Genomic DNA, 21,595 nt, shown 5'->3' with positions numbered 1-21,595 from the left:
TCCTGGGTTGCGATTGGCCTGGTCATCATCAGAAGAAGGTCAGCCCCACCTGGAACAGTTTTTCCACCTCACGGATACGGGTCTTGTCCACCAGGAACAGGATAACGTGGTCGTCCGGCTGCACCCGCAGGTGGTCATGGGCGATGAGCACCTCGTTGTGGCGAACAATGGCGCCGATGGTGGTCCCCTGGGGCAGCTTGATCTCGTCCAGCCGCTTGCCCACCACCCGGGATGAGCGGTGATCGCCATGGGCGATGGCTTCGATGGCTTCAGCGGCACCACGCCGCAGCGCGTGCACGTTGACCACATCGCCCTTGCGTACGTGGGTGAGCAGGCTGCCGATGGTGGTCTGCTGGGGGGAAATGGCCACGTCGATCTCGCCACCCTGGATCAGGTCCACGTAGTCCGGGTTGTTGATCAGGGTGAGGACCTTGCGGGCACCCAGGCGCTTGGCCAGCAATGAGGCCATGATGTTGGCCTCGTCGTCGTTGGTGACCGCACAGAAGACGTCCGTGCTTTCAATATTCTCTTCCAGCAGGATGTCCTTGTTGGCGGCGTTGCCCTCCAGCACGATGGTCTTGCGCAGGTTTTCCGAGAGCATCACGCAACGGTCCCGGTCACGCTCCAGCAGCTTGACCTGGTAACGGCTCTCCAGGGTGTGGGCCAGGCGCTGGCCGATGTTGCCGCCACCGCAGATAAAGATGCGCTTGTAGGGCTTTTCAAGGGGCTGTAGCTCGCTCATCACCGAGCGGATATGGTCCGTGCCGGCGATGAAGAAGACTTCGTCGCCGTCCTCGATCACGGTATCACCCTGGGGAATGATGGGCCGGTCCTTGCGGAAGATGGCTGCAACGCGGGTGTCGATGCGGGGCATGTGGGTGCGCAGGTAGGACAGCTCATGGCCCACCAGCGGACCGCCCTCGGTGGCGCGGATGGCCACCAGCCGCACCAGGCCGTTGGAGAACTCCAGCACCTGCAGGGCCCCGGGGTATTCGATCAGCCTGGTGATGTGCTGAGTTACCAGGTGCTCCGGGCTGATCAGTACGTCTACCGGGAAGCCGTTCTCGCCGAACAGTTCCTTGCGGGCCAGGTAGGCGTTTGCCCGCACCCGGCTGATCTTTGACGGCGTGCGAAACAGGGAAAACGCCACCTGGCAGGCGACCATGTTGGTTTCGTCGGAGTTGGTGACGGCAATCAGCATGTCCGCGTCTTCGGCGCCGGCCTGTCTCAGAACGGTGGGGTAGGAGGCCAGGCCCTGAACGGTGCGGATATCCAGTCGGTCCTGGAGTTCCCGCAGGCGCAGTCCGTCACTGTCGATCACGGTAATGTCGTTGGCCTCATTGGCCAGGTTCTCGGCCAGGCTGCCGCCCACCTGCCCCGCACCGAGGATAATGATCTTCACTGGCACTCCTCCGGCCTGCCCTTGACCAGGCAGGCGTAGAAAAATCCGTCGTGACTTTGAGGGTCCGGCAGCAGCTGCCGGCCATACCCGGTGTCCAGCCCCCATGGTGCGTCGGCTGGCAGCAGGGAGGCATCCGTCTGCTGGTCCAGGAACCGACGGATTATACGACTGTTCTCCTGGGGAAACACGGAACATGTCGCGTAAACCAGCCGGCCACCGGGTTTCAGGGTGGCCCAAAGGTTCGCAAGCAGTCCGGACTGGATCCCCGCCAGTGGCGTGATATCCGTCTCCCGGCGCAGCAGTTTGATATCCGGGTGCCGGCGGATGACCCCGGTAGCACTGCAGGGGACGTCGAGCAGAATGCTGTCAAACAGGGCGCCGTCCCACCAGCTGTCAGTATCACCTGCGTCAGCCTCTTTCAGTGTGGCAGACAGGTGCAGGCGGTCCAGGTTTTCCTGGATACGGGGCAGGCGCTGGGCGGACTCGTCGATGGCGATCACCTCCGCCTGGTTGGCTGCCGCCTCCAGGATGGCGCAGGTCTTGCCGCCGGGAGCTGCACAGGCGTCCAGGATGCGCTGGCCCGGTTCGGGTTGCAGCCACTGGGTACACAGCTGGGCCGCTTCGTCCTGGACGCTGGCATCGCCCTCGGCAAAGCCCGGTAACAAGTCCACCGGTACCGGGCGATCCAGCTGGATGCCATGGGGCGCGAAGCGGGTGGCCTTGCCGGGAATGCCGGCTTCGCGAAGCCGCTCCAGGTACTCATCCCGGGTGCCATGCAGGGTATTCGCCCGAAGGGTCATGGGCGCCTGGATGTTATTGGCATCGAGGATGGCAGCCCAATGGTCCGGCCAGTTGTGCCGCAACTTGGCGATCATCCAGCCGGGGTGACTGTAACGGGCTTCGTCGGTGGCCGGCTCCGGTGCACCTTCCCGTTCTGCCGCTCGCAAAACACCGTTGACCAGCCCGGCCAGGGGTGTCTTGCCCAGTGCCTTACAGGCTTCTACGGTCTCATTGAGGATGGCATAGGTGGCGTTATCACTGAACCGCAACTGGAACAGGGCCACCAGCATCAGGTGATGGATCACCCGGTCCTGCCTGCGAAGGGGCTTGCGCAGGCGGCCGTTAAGCTCGGAATCGAGGCGGTGGAACCACCGGCAGGTTCCGTAGCAAAGTGCCTGGAGCTGTGGGCGGAGGTCCGGATCCAGGTCGGCAGCGGTATGTGGCAGGCACTGGCTCAGGGACTCCCCCTGCTCCACTGCCTGGATGATCTGGGCGGCGACGGCCCTGAGGGGCAGTTCCCGGGCCATCACTGCAGCACCTGGCCGGGTTCCAGCACCGGTTTGCCGCCATTGATCAGGTCGGATACCGACATGGCCCGGGTACCGGGTAGCTGCACCCGCGTGACCCGAAGGATGCCCTTGCCACAGGCAATGTCGACGCCACTGCGCTCCCGTGCCAATACGGTTCCGGCGTCGGCGTGGCTGGTTTCATCAATGTCACGTGCCTCGTGGATGCGGATGCGCTGGCCTTCCAGCTCGCCATCAGTCCCCGGCCAGGGATTGAACGCGCGAACCTTGCGGGCGATGCTCGCGGCGTCCGCTTGCCAGTCGATGTGGGCTTCATCCTTGCTCAGCTTGTGGGCGTAGGTGGCGTCGTTGTCGTTCTGGGGTTCCGGGGCCAGGCCCCGGGAGTCCAGTGCGGCCAGGGCTTCGACGATGGCAGCCCCACCCATATCGGCGAGCCTGTCGTGGAGGCTGCCGCCGGTATCGTCGTCATGGATCGGAGTGCGATGTTTCAGCAGCATGTCGCCGGTATCCAGCCCGGCATCCATTTGCATGATGGTAATGCCGGTTTCCGCGTCACCGGCTTCGATGGCCCGGTGGATGGGGGCGGCGCCACGCCAGCGGGGCAGTATGGATGCATGGATATTCAGGCAGCCCATCCTGGGGATATCCAGTACCGCCTGTGGCAGGATCAGGCCGTAGGCCGCCACCACCATGACATCCGGCGCCAGCTCCCGCAGTTGCTGTTGCTCTTCTGGTGATTTCAGTGATGTGGGCTGGTAAACCGGGATGCCGGCCGTAACGGCGGTCTGTTTGACCGGGCCAAACTGTTGTTTGCGACCACGGCCAGCGGGGCGATCCGGTTGGGTGTAGACCGCGACAACCTCGTGGTCGGTTTTCAGCAGCGCCCGGAGGGCGACGGCGGCAAAGTCCGGGGTTCCGGCAAAGACGATTCGCACAGCAATTTCCTGTTTCTGGCTGCGTTGTCGACGGCAGCAAACGAAAAAACCGGGTGCTTACACCCGGTTCCTGTTGTCACGGACTGGCCTGAAGTTGTCAGGCACTTTTCTTGTGGAGCTTCTCCAGCTTCTTGCGAATGCGGTTGCGCTTGAGGGCGCTCAGGTAATCCACGAAAAGCTTGCCGTTGAGGTGGTCCATCTCGTGCTGGATGCACACCGCCAACAGGCCGGTGGCTTCCAGCTCGTAGGGCTTGCCATCGTAATCCAGCGCCTTGATACGAACATGCTCAATACGCTCCACATCTTCGTAGAAGCCGGGTACCGAGAGGCAGCCTTCCTGCATCGGCTGATAGTCGCCGTCGAGCACTTCCACTTCCGGGTTGATAAATACCCGGGGCTCGCTCTTGTCCTCCGACAGGTCCATGACGATGATCTGCTCATGGACGTTGACCTGGGTGGCGGCCAGGCCGATACCCGGAGCGTCGTACATGGTTTCGAACATGTCATCGATCAGCTTGCGGTGCCGGTCGGTGACTTCTTCCACCGGTTTGGCGATGGTCCGCAACCTGGGGTCCGGATATTCAAGAATGTTCAGAATCATAATTGCCTGTACTTGCCTGAGTTGCCATGATCTCGGAAAGATCTCTGGCTGGTGTCACAAAATGCGATCGCGTACCGCGACTTTTGCTGTCTACTGGCTATGATAATCGGAGCGAAAACCCCGTATTCAAGGGAAGACAGCCTAATCTGGCTGATATTATCCCCCGAAGATCGATTGAATACAAACTGATCAGGTGATAGCCAGAAACTACTACAAGACAAGAATATAAGGTCACAATTTCTTTACTTTCCTCTATATTAGAGGGGTCGGGAAGCTCAGCCGCTTTCTCGATACTCTCTCTGTACGGGGGAAGCACGCTATCAAGGCACGCGCGATGAAGGATTCTACAATGAGGAAACTGCTGTACGCTCTGGCAGCCGTAATGCTGCTGTCCGCCTCCTGGGCACAGGCACAGGGCCCGGAGTTCCGGTCTGATCACCCCGAGCGTTACACCGTGAAAAAGGGCGATACCCTGTGGGATATTTCATCCCGCTTCCTGAGCAACCCCTGGTACTGGCCGGAAATCTGGCATGTGAATCCGCAGGTCAATAACCCCCACCTGATCTACCCCGGGGATGAACTTGCGCTGGTCTACATCGATGGCAAGCCCCGCCTGACCAAGGCTGGCAGCGGCGTGATCAAGCTGTCGCCGAAGGTGCGCTCCGAACCTATCGATACCCCCATCCCCGCCATTCCGCTGGATGCCATCGAAAGCTTCCTGACCAAGACCCGGATCGTGTCGCAGGAAGAGCTGGAAAATGCCCCCTATGTGCTTGAGGGTGAGGAAAGTCGCATCGTGACCGGCGCTGGCGACCGGGTATACGCCCGTGGCGAGGCCCCTGCCCGCAGTGTTGGCATCTTCCGCAAGAGCCGGGCCCATGTGGACCCGGATACCGGCGAATTCCTGGGCCTGGAAGCCCGCTCTATCGGTGATGGTAATGTCACCGACGAGAAAGGGGATATCCTCACCGTACAGCTGACCAGGACCCGAGAGGAAGTCCGTATCGAGGATCGTCTGCTGGCCCGTGAAGATCGTCGAATCAACACCAGTTTTACGCCGAGCGCACCGGACGGTGACATTGAGGGCAAGATGATTGCGGTGGAGACAGGCGTGACCCAGATTGGTCAATACAACGTGGTGGTGCTTAACCGTGGTGCCCGTGATGGCCTTGAGGTGGGCAATGTCCTGGCGGTGCTCAAGGCTGGCAACCAGGCGAGGGACCCGGTAACGGATGAAATCGTTCAGCTGCCGGATGAGCGTGCTGGCTTGCTGATGGTGTTCCAGACCTATGAGAAACTCAGCTATGGCCTGGTGCTGAAGGCGACTCGCGCCCTCTCCATTGGTGACAAGGTCACCAACCCCTGAGCCAGAGGGGCTTCTTGCCCTGAAATGATGACCGGGCTGCCAGGATGGCAGCCCCTTTTACGACAGGGAGGTTGGCCGTGATGGCGGCAACTTCATCCGATACTGCTTTCCTTGCCTCTCCTTCCGCGCCCTGGCTGTTGCTGGCCATGCTGCCCCGTTTTAGCGGTAAACGCTGGCTGGCGGTGTGCGACTCGTTCACCAACCCGCTGGAGTTCCTTGATGCATCGGCGGCCACTCACAAGTCCTTTGGTGCGGGGTCGGAAGCCCGGGCCCTGATTGCCGCCTGGCAGTGCCGGGACCTGGCTTACCCACCCCTTGCCGGGGTGGCCCGGGTTTTCAGTAGCTGCCAGCAAAAATCGATCCGGCTGGTGGGTTGGGGCGAGCCGGAGTACCCCGAGCCCTTACGCCACATCCAGGACGCCCCTGCGGTGCTGTATGTCCGCGGTCGGGTGGAACTTCTGTCCCGTCCCCAGCTGGCCATTGTGGGCTCCCGCAATGCCACCCGTGCCGGCCTCGACCATGCGTGGCAATTTGCAGCAGCACTGGCCGGCAAGGGTTATGGTGTGACCAGCGGGTTGGCCCAGGGAGTTGACGGTGCCGCCCATGCGGGAGCACTGTCAGCGGGTGGTGATACCGTGGCGGTGGTGGGAACCGGTGCAGATGTCATCTATCCCAGAGGCCATGGCGAGTTGACCCGGAAAATCATCGAACAGGGTGTCCTGGTCTCGGAGTTTCCGCCGGGTACCGGGCCGAAGTCCGGCCACTTTCCCAAACGCAATCGCATCATCAGTGGCCTGAGCCGGGGCATCCTCGTTATCGAGGCCGGGCTCAGGTCCGGCTCCCTCATTACCGCCCGTCTCGCCCTGGAGCAGGGGCGGGAAGTGTTCGCCATCCCCGGTTCTATCCACAACCCACTCGCCCGGGGTTGTCATTCCCTTATTCGCCAGGGTGCCAGGCTGGTGGAAACGGTAGAGGATATCGAAGAGGAACTCACTGCGTGGTGGAACGAGCCGGTGACGCCAAAACCCCGCCCTGCCTGCAAACCCCCGGCGGTGGTACCAGACTTCTTTGCGGCCGAGCCTGCGGCAGCTCCCGTGCCGGACCACCTGGCGGAGCGGGAAATCGCGGTATTACAGGCTTTAGGGTATGATCCACGCTCAACTGACCAACTTTGTACTGCCACGGGGTTGCCCGCCGACCAGCTACTGCAGTCCCTGCTGTTGCTGGAGATGGAAGGACTGGTGGAATCGGCGCCCGGAGGATACCTTCGGGTACTGCAGGCACCGGCCTGACGGCTTTTGGCAATCATGGTGGTCGACACTGGAAGCGGAGTGTCATGACTGCAACCATCAACCTTGCCACCGAATGGGGCCGCCAACGGCTGGTCCGTGCCGTCGAAGGCAATGACGTCATTGCGTATCCAACCGAAGCGGTGTGGGGGCTTGGCTGTAACCCCTGGAGCGAGTTTGCCGTTGATACCATACTGGCGCTGAAACAGCGGCCCATGCACAAAGGGCTGATCCTGGTGGCTGCCTCGGTGGAGCAGGTGCGCTTTCTGCTGGATCCCCTGCCCTCAGATCTGCGGCAAAGAGCCGAGCAACACTGGCCCGGGCCGGTGACCTGTGTTGTGCCCGATCCGCTGGAGCAGATCCCCCGTTGGGTGCGGGGTGACCACGACACCATTGCCGTTCGGGTCAGCGCGCATCCCCTGGTGCAGCGACTGTGTATCCTGGCGGGGATGCCACTGGTGTCTACCTCCTGCAACCCCGCCGGCCGCGAGCCGGCCCGGGCGCCCTGGCAGGTCAGCCGCTACTTCCCGGCAGGCATCGACCTGATGGTGTCCGGCGCCCTGGGTGGCGCCCGCCAGCCCAGTACCATTATCGATATCACCACTGGCGAGACTCTGCGATAGGAGGCCTGATGACCGATTCCGCAATGCCGGATTCCGATGCCGTCCACCAATACCTGCTGCGCCTGCAGGAAAGCATTTGTGAGCGACTGGAAGCCCTGGATGGCAAGGCCCGCTTTGTCACCGATTCCTGGGACCGCCCGGAAGGTGGGGGTGGTATCAGTCGTGTAATCACCGAGGGTGGCGTATTTGAAAAGGGCGGGGTGAACTTTTCCCGGGTAATGGGCGAGCAGATGCCGCCTTCGGCCTCGGCGCACCGCCCTCACCTGGCGGGAGCGCCGTGGCAGGCGATGGGTGTATCGCTGGTGATGCACCCGCACAACCCCTATGTACCCACCTCCCATGCGAATGTACGGTTCTTTGTCGCTACCCCCAAGGATGGCGACCCGGTGTGGTGGTTCGGTGGCGGCTATGACCTGACCCCCTATTATGGTTTCGATGAAGATTGTATCCACTGGCATGAGACCGCCCGCAATGCCTGCCGCCCGTTTGGCGCCGATGTGTACAGCCGTTACAAAAAATGGTGCGACGAGTATTTCTACCTGAAGCACCGGCAGGAGCCCAGGGGCATAGGCGGACTGTTCTTCGATGATCATAATACTGGCAACTTCGACGATGACTTTGGCCTGATGCAGTCGGTGGGCTCCAGTTATATTGCTGCCTACGAGCCGATCGTCCGGCGGCGCAAGGACACCCCCTGGAGCGAACGGGAACGGGAATTCCAGCTTTACCGCCGGGGCCGCTATGTGGAGTTCAACCTGGTGTACGACCGTGGCACCCTGTTCGGGCTGCAGTCCGGTGGGCGCACGGAATCCATCCTTATGTCCCTGCCGCCGCTGGTGCGCTGGGACTATGACCGCCGCCCGGAACCAGGTTCGGAGGAGGCTCGCCTTACCGAGCACTTCCTGACCGGGCGCAACTGGCTGGAGGATGAAGATGAACAATGATCTCTACGCGGTGGTGGGCAACCCCATCAGCCATAGTAAATCTCCCAGGATTCACAGCCTGTTTGCGGCGCAGACCGGCGAAGCGGTGGAGTACACGGCCATTCAGGCACCCCTGGAGGAGTTCGCTGAGACAGTCCGGGAATTCTTCGCCAAGGGTGGCAAGGGCCTGAACGTTACCGTTCCCTTCAAGGAACAGGCCTGGAGTCTGGCAGACCGCCGCAGTGAGCGGGCGGAAAAGGCCGGTGCGGCAAACACCCTTTACCAGGATGAGCAGGGCCGGCTGGTGGCTGATAACACGGACGGCGTTGGCCTGGTAACGGACCTTAAGGTGAACGCTGGTGTCAGCCTGTCAGGTGGTCGCGTCCTGGTGCTCGGTGCCGGTGGGGCGGTGAGGGGCGTGCTGGGGCCGTTGCTGGCGGAAAACCCCGGGGAGTTAGTGGTGGCCAACCGCACGGTCATCAAGGCGGACGGACTGGTGTCCCTGTTTCGCCCTCAGGCCGTCGCGACGGAACTCAGTGCCTGTGGATTCGAGGCAGCCACTGATCCGTTCGATGTCATTATCAACGGCACCAGTGCGAGCCTTCAGGGCGATTTGCCGCCGGTGCCGGCCGGTGTAATCTCACCTGAAACCGTGGTGTACGACATGATGTACGCCGCCGGTGATACCCCGTTCAATGCCTGGGCCAGGGGACAGGGGGCCGGCAAGGTCCTCGACGGCCTGGGTATGCTGGTGGAACAGGCCGCTGAGTCCTTCAGGGTGTGGCGGGGTGTGAAGCCTGAAACTGCGCCAGTGATCGAGGAACTGCGCAACCACTGACAGATGGTTACGCATCGTTACCATTTGCGGTTTGAGTGAGCCGCCCGGGCCGGCGAAACTGGTTGCAGGCTGTGAGCTGATTTTGGCATCCGTCAATAATAAGGCGCTACATGGATATCCTTACCCTGGTCGGTCTGGTGGCAGGCATTGCCATCGTCATCATCGCCATGCTGGCCAATGCCTCGGTACTGACCTTTTTAAACCTTCCGGGCCTGGCCATTGTGCTCGGGGGAACCTTTGCCGTCACCCTGGTGCGTTTTCGCCTGCCCACGGTTACCACATCGGTGAAGCTCGCCATGCACACGGCCTTTACCGACCGACTCGATCGTCCCAATGACCTCATCCGTGAGGTAAGCGAACTGGCCCGGGTAGTTCGCAAGGACGGCATTCTGGGACTGGAAAGCCATGAAACCGAGAACCCCTTCCTGAAGAAGGCCATCAATCTCTGTGTGGACGGTCATCCACCGGAAATGGTCGAGGAAACCCTGGCCCAGGATATTCAGCAGACCGGCGAGCGCTACGACGTGGCTGAGCGGGTATTCCGGGGTATTGGTGACTCCGCCCCGGCAATCGGGATGCTCGGTACCCTGGTCGGCCTGGTGCAGATGCTGAACACCCTGGATGATCCCGCTTCCATCGGGCCAGCCATGGCTATCGCCTTGCTCACTACCCTGTACGGGGCATTCATCGCCCAGTTGATTGCCATCCCCCTCGCGGACAAGTTGCAACTGAAGGCGGAGGACGAACGCCGCAACCAGGTGCTGATTGTCACCAGCATCCAGAATATCCTGCGCGGCCAGAATCCACGTGTGATCACCGAGATCCTCTCCTCCTTCGTGCACCCTGGCCAGCAGCCGTCCCCGGAAGCGAGCCAGGAGGCCTGACCGGTGGCACTACGCCCCCTGGCGCCAAGATCCAGGAAAGGAGGCTCCACCGGTGCCCCGGCGTGGCTGGTGACCTTTGCGGACCTGGCGACCCTGATGCTCACGTTTTTTATCCTGCTGCTGTCATTTGCGGAAATGGACGTGGAAAAGTACCGGGCCATGGCCCAGTCAATGGCGGTAGCCTTCGGCACGGCTAACGTGATGGCAGATGATATAGGCGGGTCGCCGCTGACGCTGATCGAATCGGACACGGTATCCCTGCCCGAGCCGCCGGACAGCCCCAGGGAAGAGGCGGAGTTCATTGACGACCGGGGCACATCCCCGGAACTGACTACCATTCCGGAGGGTATTGTAGAGCTGTCCCGGCGACTGATTGGCGAGCTTGAGGAAGAGGTGGCTGATGAGTCCCTTAGCGTTAACTACGATCAACAGCAGGTTGTGATCCGTTTTTCCGAGCAAGCCACGTTTAACTCCGGGGAGGCGAAGATCAAGGCCGAGATGCTCCCTATCATTGACCGGGTTGTGGGGGTCGTCGCAGGGTGCATGGGCGATGTTATCGTGGCCGGATATACCGATGATGTCCCCATCACCAGCAGCCGATTCCGATCGAACTGGGACCTCTCGGCGGCCCGGGCGGTGTCCGTGGTGCATGAACTGGTGCTGAACCGCAAGATACCCGCTGAGCGGGTCATCGCGGCAGGGCGGGCTGAAACCCAGCCGCTGGTGCCGAACAACTCCGCAGCCAATCGGGCCCTGAATCGTCGGGTGGAAATCTCGATTCGCGAACCTGAGTGTGATGATTCGGTGCCCACCGGCGACCTGCCAGTGGAAATCCTGCCCTGATATTCCCGCCGGCTAGAACCTAAGACACAATTCGTCTAGGTAGCCCTGGCGCCCTGTCGTTATACTATTCTCTCTTAATTTTCTGACACCCTTATAACGAGAGAGACCATGAGCGGACCGGAGAAGCCGAAAGTTATCGGCGAGGAATGGAGCGACGAGCGGGTAAAGAGCTTCCTGTTCCTGAGCCCTTTCGACGCCCGTACCAATCCCGACCACTATGTGCTGATCAAGGCCTATGAAGCCATGCGGGCCGAGGATTTCGAGCGGTTCCTGGGGTTCTTCGTGGAAGCTGGCCGGGATGTCAACGCCCGGGACGAGAACGGCGAGACCATGCTGGATCATGTGGCTCGCCATCGGCGCATGACGGCCTATGCGGAAGCGCTGGAGGCAGCGGGTGCAAGGAAAGCAGCTGAGGTGGAAGCCTGAGCTTCCACTCTCACCGCACTCTTGTAAAAATCTGCAGTGTCAGTCGACATTGACCTCAATGGCTTTAGGTTCCAGCGGCTCGACCTTGTTCAAGGTCAGAGAAAGCACTCCATCCTTGAACTTCGCCTTGATGCTGTCAGCATCTACGTTGTCGGGCAGGGTGAAGCGGCGCATGAAGCTGCCGTAGACCCGTTCCACACGGTGATGCTTGTCGTCGCCGGTTTCAGTTTCCTGCTTGCGCTCACCCTGGATGGTAAGTACCCCGTCATGGACGGTGACTTTGACATCTTCCTTGTTCATGCCGGGTAATTCGGCATCAATCACGAAGGCATCCTTGTTTTCCTTGATATCTACGGCCGGCGCCCAGTCGTTGCGACGGAACAGGTCCTTGCCCTCCTTGTCGCCATTGGTGGCGGGCAGGCCGAAGTAGCGGTTGTAACGGTTGATCAGGTCTTCGAACTCACTGACCGGATTCCAGCGGGTAAGGTTACTCATAATGAAACTCCTCCTTATGAATCTGAATAACAGGTGTTTATTCAGCTTCAGTCGCGGAACAGCCCCATCACGGTGGCGCCAGCCGGATGGTTATCCGTGAACTTCTGCTGGACTTTAATCTAGGTGCGGATTGGGGATTTTCAAGCGTTGTTCTGGTTGTTTTTTGATCTGAGTCAGGGTTGTAGGTTTGGGCTTGGAGATTTGATCACTTGTAGTCTGTAGGTTTGCGGGTGCTACGGGGGCTGGGGAAGAGCTTCCGGAACGAAAAACTCAGGTTTTTCTGATTGTTCCGGAAGCTCTTCCCCGGCCCCCGTAGAGCGAGCAGCTGAGGGAGAGCGCTCACTCCTGCTCAGCCAGATACTCGTCCTTCAGCTTCACGTAATTGGCAGCCGTGTACTTGAAGAAGGTTTTCTCCTTGTCGGTCAGCGCCCGGGCTTTCTTGCAGGGGGAGCCAACATACAGGTGTCCGGACTCCAGGGTCTTGCCGGGCGGGACCAGGCAGCCGGCGGCGATTATGACGTCGTCTTCCACCACCGCGCCGTCCATGATGATGGCACCCATCCCCACGAGCACACGGCTGCCGATGGTCGCGCCGTGGATCAGCGCCTTGTGGCCAACGGTGACGTCGTCACCCAGTGTGGTGGGCCAGCCGCCGGGGTTGTAGTCGGAGGCGTGGGTGATGTGGATGACGGTACCGTCCTGGATGCTGCAGCGGTCACCGATGCGGATCCGGTGCATGTCGCCGCGTACCACGGTCATGGGCCAGACGGAGCAGTCGTCACCCATTTCCACGTCGCCGATGACGACCGCGGACTCATCCACCCACGCCCGGGCACCGAATTTTGGGGTGTAACCCTTGTGAGAACGTATGCTCGCCATTACATACACCTATTAGCCAGGAGGTTTGTCTGAGGTTATCTTCACAGATAAACCTCACAATATCACGGGTGCCGGTATCGCAAGCCTAGCCTTGGCGGTATCAGAAATGCCGGAAGGACAGGTATGGGGGAGTATTTTCGCAGCAGCGACAGGATGTCGCGGAGCAAGGTCGGTCCAGGGATGGACCGTGAATTGCGGCGAAGAAAATACTCCCCCATACCTGGCCCGCCCCCGAATTTACAGGCTACCTGAACGTCAATGTCCAAATTTGTCAGCACAGAAGAGGCCACATGAACAACCCACTGCTCACCGAAGAACTGCTCCCCAGCTTCGACCACATCCGTGTCGAACACATGGAGCCCGCGATTGACCAGATCCTCAGCGACAACCGCGTCCAGATCCAGGACCTTGCCGGCCAGGACGATCCTACCTGGGACACCCTGGTACAGCCCATGCAGTCCCTGGACGACCGGCTCAACAACGCCTGGTCGGTGATCTCCCACCTTAACGGAGTCATGAACAACGAGGAGATCCGCGCGGTCCATAAGCGGTGTCTGGAGAAGCTGACTGAATACGGCACCGAGGTCAGTCAAAACGAGCAATTGTGCGCGGCGTTCAAGAAAGTCGCCGAACGGCCGGACTTCAAGGATCTCAGTGAAGCCCAGCAGAAGATGGTGAACAACACCCTGCGGGACTTCCACCTGGGTGGTGTTGACCTGCCTGTGGACAAGAAGAAAACCTTTGCCAACCTGTCCCGGGAGCTGGCCGACCTGTCCAGCCGTTTCAGTGATAACGTACTGGATGCCACCCAGAACTGGTTCAAACACATCACCGATGAGAAGGAACTGTCCGGCGTTCCCGAGTCGGCCATTGATGGCGCCCGTCAGGCCGCGAAGCAGAAGGACCTGGACGGTTTCGTGATCACCCTGGATTTCCCCAGCTTCTTCCCGGTGATGACCTATTGCAACAACCGGGAACTGCGCCGGGAAGTGTACGAAGCCTTTGTTACCCGGGCGTCTGATATGGGCCCGGATGCCGGCAATTGGGACAACACCCCGATCATGGCGGAGATCCTCAAACGCCGCCACGGCCAGTCGAAGCTGCTGGGTTTCAACAATTACGCAGAACGTTCCCTGGCTACCAAGATGGCGTCCAGCGTGGATGAGGTGCTGGAGTTCCTGCACCAGCTGGCCGCGAAATCAAAGCCTGTAGCGGAGAAGGAAGTCACAGAACTGAAGGCGTTCGCAAAGGACGAGTATGGTGTTGAGGATCTGCAGGCTTGGGATATTGGCTATTACAGCGAGAAACTGCGCCAGAAGCGCTACGACATCTCCCCGGAAACCTTGCGTCCCTGGTTCCCCGCCGAGCGGGTGATTTCTGGCATGTTCCAGGTCACCGAGAAGCTGTTCGGCGTCCAGATCGAGCAGCAGCCGCAGGTGGAAACCTGGCACAAGGACGCCACCGCCTACCGCATCTCCCGTAATGGTGAAGCCATTGCGTGGTTCTACCTGGACCCCTACGCCCGTCAGGGCAAGCGTGGTGGCGCCTGGATGGCGGACTGCCGGGTAAGGTGGGAAAACCAGCGTGGCCAGCTGCAGCTGCCGGTGGCCTTCCTCACCTGCAACTTCACCCCGCCGGTGGAAGGCAAGCCGTCACTGCTGACCCACGATGAGGTAACCACCCTGTTCCACGAGTTCGGTCATGGTCTGCACCATATGCTTACCCAGGTGGATGTGGCGGATGTCTCCGGTATCAATGGCGTCGCCTGGGATGCGGTGGAGTTGCCCAGCCAGTTCCTGGAAAACTGGTGCTGGAACCCGGAATCCCTCGAGCTGATTGCTGCCCATCACGAGACTGGCGAGCCCCTGCCCCAGGATCTGCTGGACAAGATGCTCGCTGCAAAGAACTTCCAGGCGGGCATGCAGATGGTTCGGCAGCTGGAGTTCTCCCTGTTTGACTTCCGCCTGCACGCGGAATTCACTAAGGAGGCACCCACCAACCCGCTGGAGATGCACCGGGAGGTCCGCAAGGAAATCGCGGTGGTGGAGTCACCGGAGTTCAACCGGTTCCCCAACGCGTTCTCCCATATCTTTGCCGGTGGCTACGCGGCCGGTTACTACAGCTACAAGTGGGCAGAAGTGCTGGCGGCCGATGCCTTCTCACTGTTTGAGGAGAACGGTATCTTCGACCCGGAGACCGGCCATTCCTTCCGGGAGAATATCCTGGAGATGGGTGGTTCCCGGGAGCCGGCGGAGCTGTTCAAGGCGTTCCGTGGCCGTGACCCGGATGTGGATGCCCTGCTCCGTCAGTCCGGTATTACCGACCACGATCACGCAGCCTGAGGAGTCAGACTGATGGCCCGTACACCGAAACGTTTTATCGCCGGGGCCGTGTGCCCCCGGTGCGCGGCCATGGACCGGCTGACCATGTTTACCGATGACGATGGGGTTCAGCACCGGGAGTGTGTGTCCTGCGGGTTTACCGACAGCCAGGGGGGCGACGGCCCTTCCGGCAACCCGGAGCTGGAGACCCGGGTGAACAAGCGGACTAATGAGGAGGATCATACGGTCAAGCAGGTGGTGTTCTTTAAGGCCCGCTCTGAGGACTGATTCTTTGGATTATGGTTTGACTCTGTAGCCTGCGGGTTATGGGGGCTTCAAGGGTCCGGGTGGGGGTTCCGAAACGAAAACCCTGTTTTCTGACTGTTTCGGAACCCCCACCCGGACCCTTTCGTTTTCGCTTTTTGAATATTGCCCTGGGTAGTTCTTTTGGCTTACGGCCAGCCTGGAATTTGCCGTGAGGGTTTGGTGGGGTGGTTTCAAAACAGTCAGGAAAACGAAGTTTTTCGTTTTGAAACCACCCCACCAAACCCTCACATCCCCCAAAACCAACAGGCCAATAAAACGAGTCAGAGCACCATAGCCGCCAACCACCCAAACACCAGCAACGGCAGGTTATAGTGCAGGAACGTGGGCACCACCGTATCCCAGATGTGATTGTGCTGGCCGTCTACGTTCAGGCCGGCAGTGGGCCCCAGGGTGGAGTCGGACGCCGGTGACCCCGCATCACCCAGCGCACCAGCCGTGCCCACGAGGGCAACGATGGCCAGCGGGCTGAAACCCAGCTCCAGGGCCAGCGGCACATAGAGCGCGGCGATAATGGGAATGGTCGAGAACGACGACCCGATACCCATGGTAATCAGCAGGCCCACCACCAGCATCAGGAAAGCCGCCAGCGCCTTGTTATCGCCAATGGCTTCCACCGAGCCCTGGACCAGGGTGGCGATCTGGCCGGTTTCACGCATCACTTCCGCAAACCCATTGGCGGCGATCATGATGAAGCCGATCATGGCCAGCATCTTCATGCCTTCGGTGAACAGGTCGTCCGACTCCTTCCAACGCACCACGCCAGACAGGTTGAACAGCACAAAGCCGGTAAGGGCGCCGAGGATCATAGAGCCTAGCCAAAGCTGGACCACAAAGGCCGCCGCAATAGCCACCAGGGCCATGAACAGGGTCCAGCTGTTGTACTGGGTATCGACCCGCTCGGTCTGCTCGATCCTGGACAGGTCGTATGTGCGGCCGCTCCGGTAAGTGAAGAATACGGCAACCAGAAGGCCAACCAGCATACCCAGTGCCGGCAATGCCATGGCCGACATAACGTTCAGACCATCGGTAACTATGCCGTTATCGCTGACATTGGCCAGCAGGATTTCGTTCAGGTAAATACCGCCAAAGCCTATGGGCAGGAACATGTAGGGCGTGATCAGGCCAAAGGTCAGCACGCAGGCCACCAGCCGCCGGTCCAGGTTGAGCTTCGCCATCACGTACAGCAGCGGCGGCACGATCAGTGGAATGAAAGCGATGTGGATCGGCAGGATGTTCTGGGAGGACATGGCCACTGCCAGCAGTAGCCCGATGATCAGGAAGCGGACGCCCTTGCTGGCGACCCCGCTGGCATCACCACTGTCCTGGCGGCCAATCAGCGCCAGCGCACGGTCCGCCAGGGCGTGGGCCAGGCCGGATTTGCCGATGGCGACGGCAAACGCGCCCAGGGTGGCGTAGGACAGAGCGACCGTGGCTCCTCCGCCAAGACCGCTATTGAAGGCCTCGATGGTGGCTTCCAGTGACATACCACCAATGAGCCCCCCGGTCAGGGCGCCAATGATGAGGGCAACGACAACGTGTATGCGCAGCAGGCTCAGTACGAGCATGACGGCGACCGCAGCGACAACGGCGTTCATGGTAAGACTCCGTGACAGGCTAAAGCCCTTTTGGGGCTTTATGCGCGTTTGGTGACAGTTGGGACAGGTTCGGAAGGGGCGCTAATTTGCAGGAAACCGGTGTCAGAGTCAAAAATGCCCGGGCTGCCTGGCATCCGGGCATGCAGGATCAATCACTTATACGGGTGAATCGGGGTACCTGCTCGCCAGCAACCTCTACCGATTCCCGGAACATATCCAGAGGGCGTACCCAAAGGCTGTGGTCTCCATACAGGCAACGGTAGACCACCAGCCACTCTTCGGTCTCGCTGTGGCGGGCGGTACCGATTACCTGGTAATCCTTGCCCTTGTAGTGCCGGTAGCGCCCGGGTTCGACAGTGCGGCTCATGGGTGTGCCTCAGTTCTTGAGCTTGTAACGGCCCGGTCCCAGGAAAATCAGCGCCAGTGCGGTAAACAGGAAGAAACCCTGCAGTTCCAGGGCCCACCCGCCGTTGCCGCCGAGTTTGAGCAGTTCATGGGTATGCACCAGGGCAATGGCTACCAGCATGTTGAATACAATCAGCAACGCGCCAATGCGGGTGTGATAGCCCAGAATCACCATCAGTGGAGCCAGCAGCTCACCGATAAATACACCATAGGCGAAGAATGCCGGAATGCCATGGCTTGCCAGCAGCCCCTCGATAAAGCCAGTGCCGTTGAGAAGCTTGCTGATGCCGTGAAACAGCAACAGCCCCCCCAGAGTCAGGCGAATAATCAGCTTTCCGAGATCGGCATTATCCATGGTGATGGTACTCCGTTGACGATGTGGTAAGTGGCTTGCGGTCGCCCCTGCGGGGGCCATGGGCCGTGGAACGCAGGCAAGCTTACCGTTGACGGTGGCTGCCGCCAAGGCTGGCTGTCGTCAGGGCAAAACCGGGTCACATCCCTGGAACGGACTTAACGGGAGAAACGCCAGGGCAAGTAGGGTGGTTGACGGTTCAGGGCATCAGGGTGAAGCGGATGTGATTGCGGGTCAGCAGGTTTTCCCAGTATTCCCGCATCCAGTCATGGGCGGCCTTGCGTAACTCCGTAACAAAGGGATCCAGGTTCAATTCGTAGTAGTCTGGCGAGCCGGCGAGGTTCATCACCGTCAGGGTTACGGATTCGTCCAGTTCGTTGGCAAAGGGCTCGCCGATCAGCTGGTGGGCCAGCAGGTTGGCCTGTGTGGCTTCCAGCTCCACCAGTTTGCTGCGCCGGGTAGACAGGTTGTTCTCGTACATTTCCTCCATCAGGCGGTGGCACAGGTAAGCCTTGACCAGCAGACCATCCAGGCCCTCGTACCGGGTCAAGATCAGTGACGGCTGGGTGAAGTAGCAGACGGCGGTCTGGATGAACGGGTCGAACAGCCGGCGCCTGCCGGATTTGCGGGCACAGGCATCAATACAATCAATGAGGCGGGGCGCCATTTCGATGTACTCGATGGCGAACTGGAACAGGCACATGGCAGGCTGGTAGCCTTCAATGGTTACGCTGGCGGGCAGTTGGGCTGCCTTCTCACGCATCTGGCGGAGAAACTCACCGGAATGGGCTTCCTGCCGACGGGCCTGATCAATGATGTTCAATACTGCCTCTGGAGTCATGTCAGACAATGCCGGGTTTGCTGGGTATCGCAGGGTATCCGGCGCCGGACGCCCCTTGATTTGCAGTGTAGTTGAGATTTGAAGGTGTGCGTTCGGGATTAATAATCACTCATGTCGGAACCATGAACGGTTTCGTGTCCGCACCATGAACACTGTCGCCATGCTGCCGGCCCGGGCCAGCATCAGGGTAATCAGGGCAAACCAGAGCCCGTGATTCCCCCAGCTGGTGGTTAGCCACCAGACGGGCAGGAAGACCACCAGGGCGGAAAACAGCATGGTGTTCTGCATATCCCGGGTACGGGTGGCGCCGATGAAAATGCCATCGAACAGGTAACCCCAGACCGCCGTAAAGGGCAGTAACCACAGCCAGGGCAGGAACTGGCGGGCGCTGGCGCGTACCTCCTCGATGCTGGTTAACAGGCCAATAAGCCAGTGGCCGCCGGTAACGAACAAAACGGTCAGCACCAGGGACCCGATCAGCGACCAGCGTGCGGCGGTGCGGCAAGCTACCAGGAAGCGCTGGTGCGAGCCGACGCCCACAGCCTGCCCGACCAGGGCCTCGGCCGCATTGGCGAAACCGTCCAGTCCGTTGGAGATCACCAGCAGGAAGGTCAGCAGGACCGCATTGGCAGCGAGAATGACTTCCCCCTGCCGAGCCCCCTGGGCGGTGAAGAACGCCAGCACCAGCAGCAGGGCGATCGTTCTTACCATCAGGTAGCGATTGACCCGGATCAGGGCCAGGTAGTCTGACAGGTGGCCCAGGAGCGAGCGGAACGACGCCCGGTGATCGGGTAGCCGTTGCCAGACCAGCCATAGCCCAAGACCGGCGGCGGAATATTCGGCCATCACGGTGGCCAGGGCCACGCCCCTGCTGTTCCACCCCAGCAGCGTGACGAACAACACATCGAGCACGATGTTCATGCCGTTGGCGGCTATGAGCATGACCATCGGTCCCCGGGGCAGCTGGCAACCGATTAGCCAGCCCACCAGCGTGTATTGTGCCAGCACTGCTGGTGCACTCCATATGCGGATAGCGGCATACTCTGCGGCCAGTTCTGCCACCTCCGAGCCGGGGTTCATCAGCGTAAGGCCGATACGGATCAGGGGCGCCTGCAAGGCAATCAGGATCATCGCGATGGCGAGGGCCAGCAGCAGCGAACGTAGTAACAGCGCGGCCTGCGCCGTTGCGTCCCGGCGCCCGTAGGCCTGCGCGGCCAGGCCGGTGGTGCCCATGCGCATAAAGCCGAACGACCAGTAAAGGATGCTGAACAGGTTGGCGCCCACCGCCACGGCCCCCAGGTACAGCGGACTTTCAAGGTGGCCGAGCACTGCAGTATCCACCAGTCCCAGCAGGGGAACCGTGAGGTTGGTCAGCATCAGTGGCCAGGCCAGGCGCCAGAGGTGCCGGTCCGAGCGGGTGAGCTGATATCGGGTCAGTTTGCGCATAGGGTCTGTAAAGCCCGGGTGCAATGATTTATGTCAATATCGAATAAGCTTATAATTATAAAATTTTTCAAAATGTGCCCAAGTTTTTGAGTGTCACCTAACTCTCTGTCTATACTGGGTTCTGGTTATCCGTGAACAGACTTCCCGGCATCACCGGTTGCGTGTGCGAGCGTAACTGGATTTTCTGACGCCCGGGAGGACGTACTTCCATCAGTTTCTGGAAGTGTCACGCAGATCCGCCAGACATGACAGGTAGCAGTCGCAGGAAAGACGGCTCACAAGCGTGTCTGTCATGAACAAGAACAACATTCTGTGGAGACGCGGTATGCACGTGCACGTTAAACGGGCAGGTGCCCTTATTGCGGGAACATTATTGTCTGCGCCGGCGTTAGCCGACTGGACAATGAACATGTCCCCCGGGGTCACCGAAACGAGTAACCAGGTCTTTGACCTCCACATGACCATCCTGTGGATATGCGTCGTCATCGGCGTCGTGGTCTTTGGGGTCATGTTCTGGTCAATCTTTGCTCACCGTAAGTCCAAGGGCCACCAGCCGGCCCATTTCCACGAAAACACCGTCGTGGAAATACTCTGGACGATTATACCCTTTGCCATCCTGGTCATCATGGCTATTCCCGCGACAGCTACCCTGGTGGACATGTACGACACCACGGAAGCTGAGGTCGACATCAAGGTCACCGGTTATCAATGGCGCTGGCGCTATGAGTATCTCGAGAATCCGGGTACAGAGGGTGATCCTGAATTCGGCTTTTTCTCAAACCTGTCCACCTCCCGGGACGAAATCTACAACCGGATGGACAAGAACGAGAACTACCTGCTGGACGTTGATAACCCCATGGTTGTGCCAGTGGGTAAGAAGGTGCGCCTGCTCCTGACGGCCAATGACGTTATCCATTCCTGGTGGGTTCCTGAGTTTGCCATCAAGAAAGACGCCATCCCCGGTTTTATCAATGAGGTCTGGTTCAAGGTAGACGAGCCCGGGATCTATCGCGGCCAGTGTACCGAGCTGTGTGGCAAGGACCATGGCTTTATGCCGGTAGTGGTTGAGGCTGTGCCGGAGGAGGAATACACCCAATGGGCGGCGAACCTGCGTGAAGCGGCAGAGAAAGAGCGCGAGCTGACACAGAAGGACTGGACCCTGGAAGAGCTGGTGGAGCGCGGCGAGGGTGTCTATGCCACGTCCTGTGCCGCCTGCCATGGTGACGACGGTTCCGGCGGTGGGCCGTTCCCATCGCTGCGGGGAACGCCAGTGGTTACCGAAGACATTGATGCGCATATGGATATAGTGGTCAACGGGGTCAGTGGCACTGCCATGCAGGCGTTCGGTAGTCAGCTCAGCGAGGCTGATCTCGCGGCGGTCATTACCTATGAACGTAACGCCTGGGGTAATAACACCGGCGAGATGGTGACACCCAAGGAAGTCTTCGACTACAAGAATCAATAAGAGACAGCCGGACGGTGGGGTATTCCCACCGT

The 21,595-nt window shown here is 60.1% G+C and carries 22 protein-coding genes; 11 read left to right on the top strand and 11 right to left on the bottom strand.

Features of this window, described 5'->3' with window-relative positions:
- Nucleotides 1-28 precede the first annotated feature (28 nt).
- The 4 genes from trkA to def form a co-directional block, all read right to left on the bottom strand.
- Nucleotides 29-1,402 (bottom strand): Trk system potassium transporter TrkA, encoded by a 1,374-nt coding sequence (gene trkA / locus BM036_RS09050; protein ID WP_091850698.1) that lies wholly within the window; start codon nucleotides 1,400-1,402, stop codon nucleotides 29-31.
- The gene (gene rsmB, locus BM036_RS09045; RefSeq protein WP_177186033.1) at nucleotides 1,399-2,709 is read right to left on the bottom strand and encodes a 16S rRNA (cytosine(967)-C(5))-methyltransferase RsmB; all 1,311 of its coding nucleotides are present in this window, start codon (nucleotides 2,707-2,709) and stop codon (nucleotides 1,399-1,401) included. Before rsmB ends, trkA begins: the two co-directional genes overlap by 4 nt.
- Nucleotides 2,709-3,644 carry a methionyl-tRNA formyltransferase gene (gene fmt, locus BM036_RS09040; RefSeq protein WP_091850694.1) on the bottom strand — a complete coding sequence of 312 codons (936 nt, stop codon included), beginning with the start codon at nucleotides 3,642-3,644 and terminating at the stop codon, nucleotides 2,709-2,711. Before fmt ends, rsmB begins: the two co-directional genes overlap by 1 nt.
- Nucleotides 3,645-3,741: 97 nt before the next feature.
- On the bottom strand, nucleotides 3,742-4,248 hold the full coding sequence (gene def, locus BM036_RS09035; protein ID WP_091850692.1) for a peptide deformylase: 507 nt from the start codon (nucleotides 4,246-4,248) through the stop codon (nucleotides 3,742-3,744).
- A 346-nt stretch (nucleotides 4,249-4,594) separates the two neighbouring features.
- On the opposite strand from def, the gene BM036_RS09030 reads away from it, so the two are divergent.
- From BM036_RS09030 to BM036_RS08995, 8 genes are all read left to right on the top strand, one after another.
- The gene (locus tag BM036_RS09030) at nucleotides 4,595-5,611 is read left to right on the top strand and encodes a LysM peptidoglycan-binding domain-containing protein (protein WP_091850690.1); all 1,017 of its coding nucleotides are present in this window, start codon (nucleotides 4,595-4,597) and stop codon (nucleotides 5,609-5,611) included.
- 80 nt (nucleotides 5,612-5,691) lie between these two features.
- Nucleotides 5,692-6,903, top strand: coding sequence for a DNA-processing protein DprA (gene dprA, locus BM036_RS09025; RefSeq protein WP_091850688.1), 1,212 nt, complete (start codon nucleotides 5,692-5,694; stop codon nucleotides 6,901-6,903).
- 44 nt (nucleotides 6,904-6,947) lie between these two features.
- The gene (tsaC, locus tag BM036_RS09020; RefSeq protein ID WP_091850686.1) at nucleotides 6,948-7,523 is read left to right on the top strand and encodes an L-threonylcarbamoyladenylate synthase type 1 TsaC; all 576 of its coding nucleotides are present in this window, start codon (nucleotides 6,948-6,950) and stop codon (nucleotides 7,521-7,523) included.
- 8 nt (nucleotides 7,524-7,531) lie between these two features.
- The gene (gene hemF, locus BM036_RS09015; RefSeq protein ID WP_218144800.1) at nucleotides 7,532-8,467 is read left to right on the top strand and encodes an oxygen-dependent coproporphyrinogen oxidase; all 936 of its coding nucleotides are present in this window, start codon (nucleotides 7,532-7,534) and stop codon (nucleotides 8,465-8,467) included.
- Nucleotides 8,457-9,284: a shikimate dehydrogenase gene (gene aroE / locus BM036_RS09010; RefSeq protein WP_091850684.1), complete on the top strand. Its 828-nt coding sequence runs from the start codon at nucleotides 8,457-8,459 to the stop codon at nucleotides 9,282-9,284. Before hemF ends, aroE begins: the two co-directional genes overlap by 11 nt.
- A 110-nt stretch (nucleotides 9,285-9,394) precedes the next feature.
- Nucleotides 9,395-10,168 (top strand): MotA/TolQ/ExbB proton channel family protein, encoded by a 774-nt coding sequence (locus BM036_RS09005; RefSeq protein ID WP_091850682.1) that lies wholly within the window; start codon nucleotides 9,395-9,397, stop codon nucleotides 10,166-10,168.
- A 3-nt stretch (nucleotides 10,169-10,171) separates the two neighbouring features.
- Complete coding sequence (locus tag BM036_RS09000) at nucleotides 10,172-11,011, top strand: flagellar motor protein MotB (RefSeq protein ID WP_091850680.1); 840 nt, start codon at nucleotides 10,172-10,174, stop codon at nucleotides 11,009-11,011.
- Between the two features lie 108 nt (nucleotides 11,012-11,119).
- Nucleotides 11,120-11,437 (top strand): PA4642 family protein, encoded by a 318-nt coding sequence (locus BM036_RS08995; protein ID WP_091850678.1) that lies wholly within the window; start codon nucleotides 11,120-11,122, stop codon nucleotides 11,435-11,437.
- A 39-nt stretch (nucleotides 11,438-11,476) separates the two neighbouring features.
- Here the strand turns inward: BM036_RS08995 and BM036_RS08990 are convergent, their stop codons facing one another.
- Together BM036_RS08990 and BM036_RS08985 are read right to left on the bottom strand one after the other, a co-directional pair.
- Nucleotides 11,477-11,932, bottom strand: coding sequence for an Hsp20/alpha crystallin family protein (locus tag BM036_RS08990; protein WP_091850676.1), 456 nt, complete (start codon nucleotides 11,930-11,932; stop codon nucleotides 11,477-11,479).
- A 339-nt stretch (nucleotides 11,933-12,271) separates the two neighbouring features.
- On the bottom strand, nucleotides 12,272-12,811 hold the full coding sequence (locus BM036_RS08985) for a gamma carbonic anhydrase family protein (protein WP_091850674.1): 540 nt from the start codon (nucleotides 12,809-12,811) through the stop codon (nucleotides 12,272-12,274).
- A gap of 290 nt (nucleotides 12,812-13,101) precedes the next feature.
- Between BM036_RS08985 and prlC the strand changes: the two genes are divergently transcribed.
- Together prlC and BM036_RS08975 are read left to right on the top strand one after the other, a co-directional pair.
- A complete protein-coding gene (gene prlC, locus BM036_RS08980; protein WP_091850672.1) occupies nucleotides 13,102-15,153 on the top strand; it encodes an oligopeptidase A in 2,052 nt (683 codons plus the stop codon).
- 12 nt (nucleotides 15,154-15,165) lie between these two features.
- Nucleotides 15,166-15,420, top strand: coding sequence for a YheV family putative zinc ribbon protein (locus BM036_RS08975; RefSeq protein WP_091850670.1), 255 nt, complete (start codon nucleotides 15,166-15,168; stop codon nucleotides 15,418-15,420).
- Nucleotides 15,421-15,719: 299 nt separating this feature from the next.
- Here the strand turns inward: BM036_RS08975 and BM036_RS08970 are convergent, their stop codons facing one another.
- The 5 genes from BM036_RS08970 to BM036_RS08950 form a co-directional block, all read right to left on the bottom strand.
- Nucleotides 15,720-17,054, bottom strand: coding sequence for a Na+/H+ antiporter family protein (locus tag BM036_RS08970; protein ID WP_091850668.1), 1,335 nt, complete (start codon nucleotides 17,052-17,054; stop codon nucleotides 15,720-15,722).
- A gap of 148 nt (nucleotides 17,055-17,202) precedes the next feature.
- Nucleotides 17,203-17,421, bottom strand: coding sequence for a DUF1653 domain-containing protein (locus tag BM036_RS08965; RefSeq protein WP_091850666.1), 219 nt, complete (start codon nucleotides 17,419-17,421; stop codon nucleotides 17,203-17,205).
- Between the two features lie 9 nt (nucleotides 17,422-17,430).
- Nucleotides 17,431-17,814, bottom strand: coding sequence for a DoxX family protein (locus BM036_RS08960; RefSeq protein WP_091850664.1), 384 nt, complete (start codon nucleotides 17,812-17,814; stop codon nucleotides 17,431-17,433).
- Between the two features lie 196 nt (nucleotides 17,815-18,010).
- Entirely contained in the window at nucleotides 18,011-18,652 is a 642-nt protein-coding gene (locus BM036_RS08955; protein WP_091850662.1) for a hypothetical protein, read from the bottom strand.
- Between the two features lie 105 nt (nucleotides 18,653-18,757).
- Entirely contained in the window at nucleotides 18,758-20,098 is a 1,341-nt protein-coding gene (locus BM036_RS08950) for an MATE family efflux transporter (protein WP_091850660.1), read from the bottom strand.
- A gap of 325 nt (nucleotides 20,099-20,423) precedes the next feature.
- On the opposite strand from BM036_RS08950, the gene coxB reads away from it, so the two are divergent.
- Nucleotides 20,424-21,563: a cytochrome c oxidase subunit II gene (gene coxB, locus BM036_RS08945; RefSeq protein ID WP_091851005.1), complete on the top strand. Its 1,140-nt coding sequence runs from the start codon at nucleotides 20,424-20,426 to the stop codon at nucleotides 21,561-21,563.
- The last annotated feature ends 32 nt before the right edge of the window (nucleotides 21,564-21,595 follow it).

Source organism: Marinobacter segnicrescens, from assembly GCF_900111555.1.
In the GTDB taxonomy this organism is placed as follows: domain Bacteria; phylum Pseudomonadota; class Gammaproteobacteria; order Pseudomonadales; family Oleiphilaceae; genus Marinobacter; species Marinobacter segnicrescens.
Note: the sequence above shows the minus strand (reverse complement) of the source record. Positions and strands in the feature narration are given on the sequence as shown.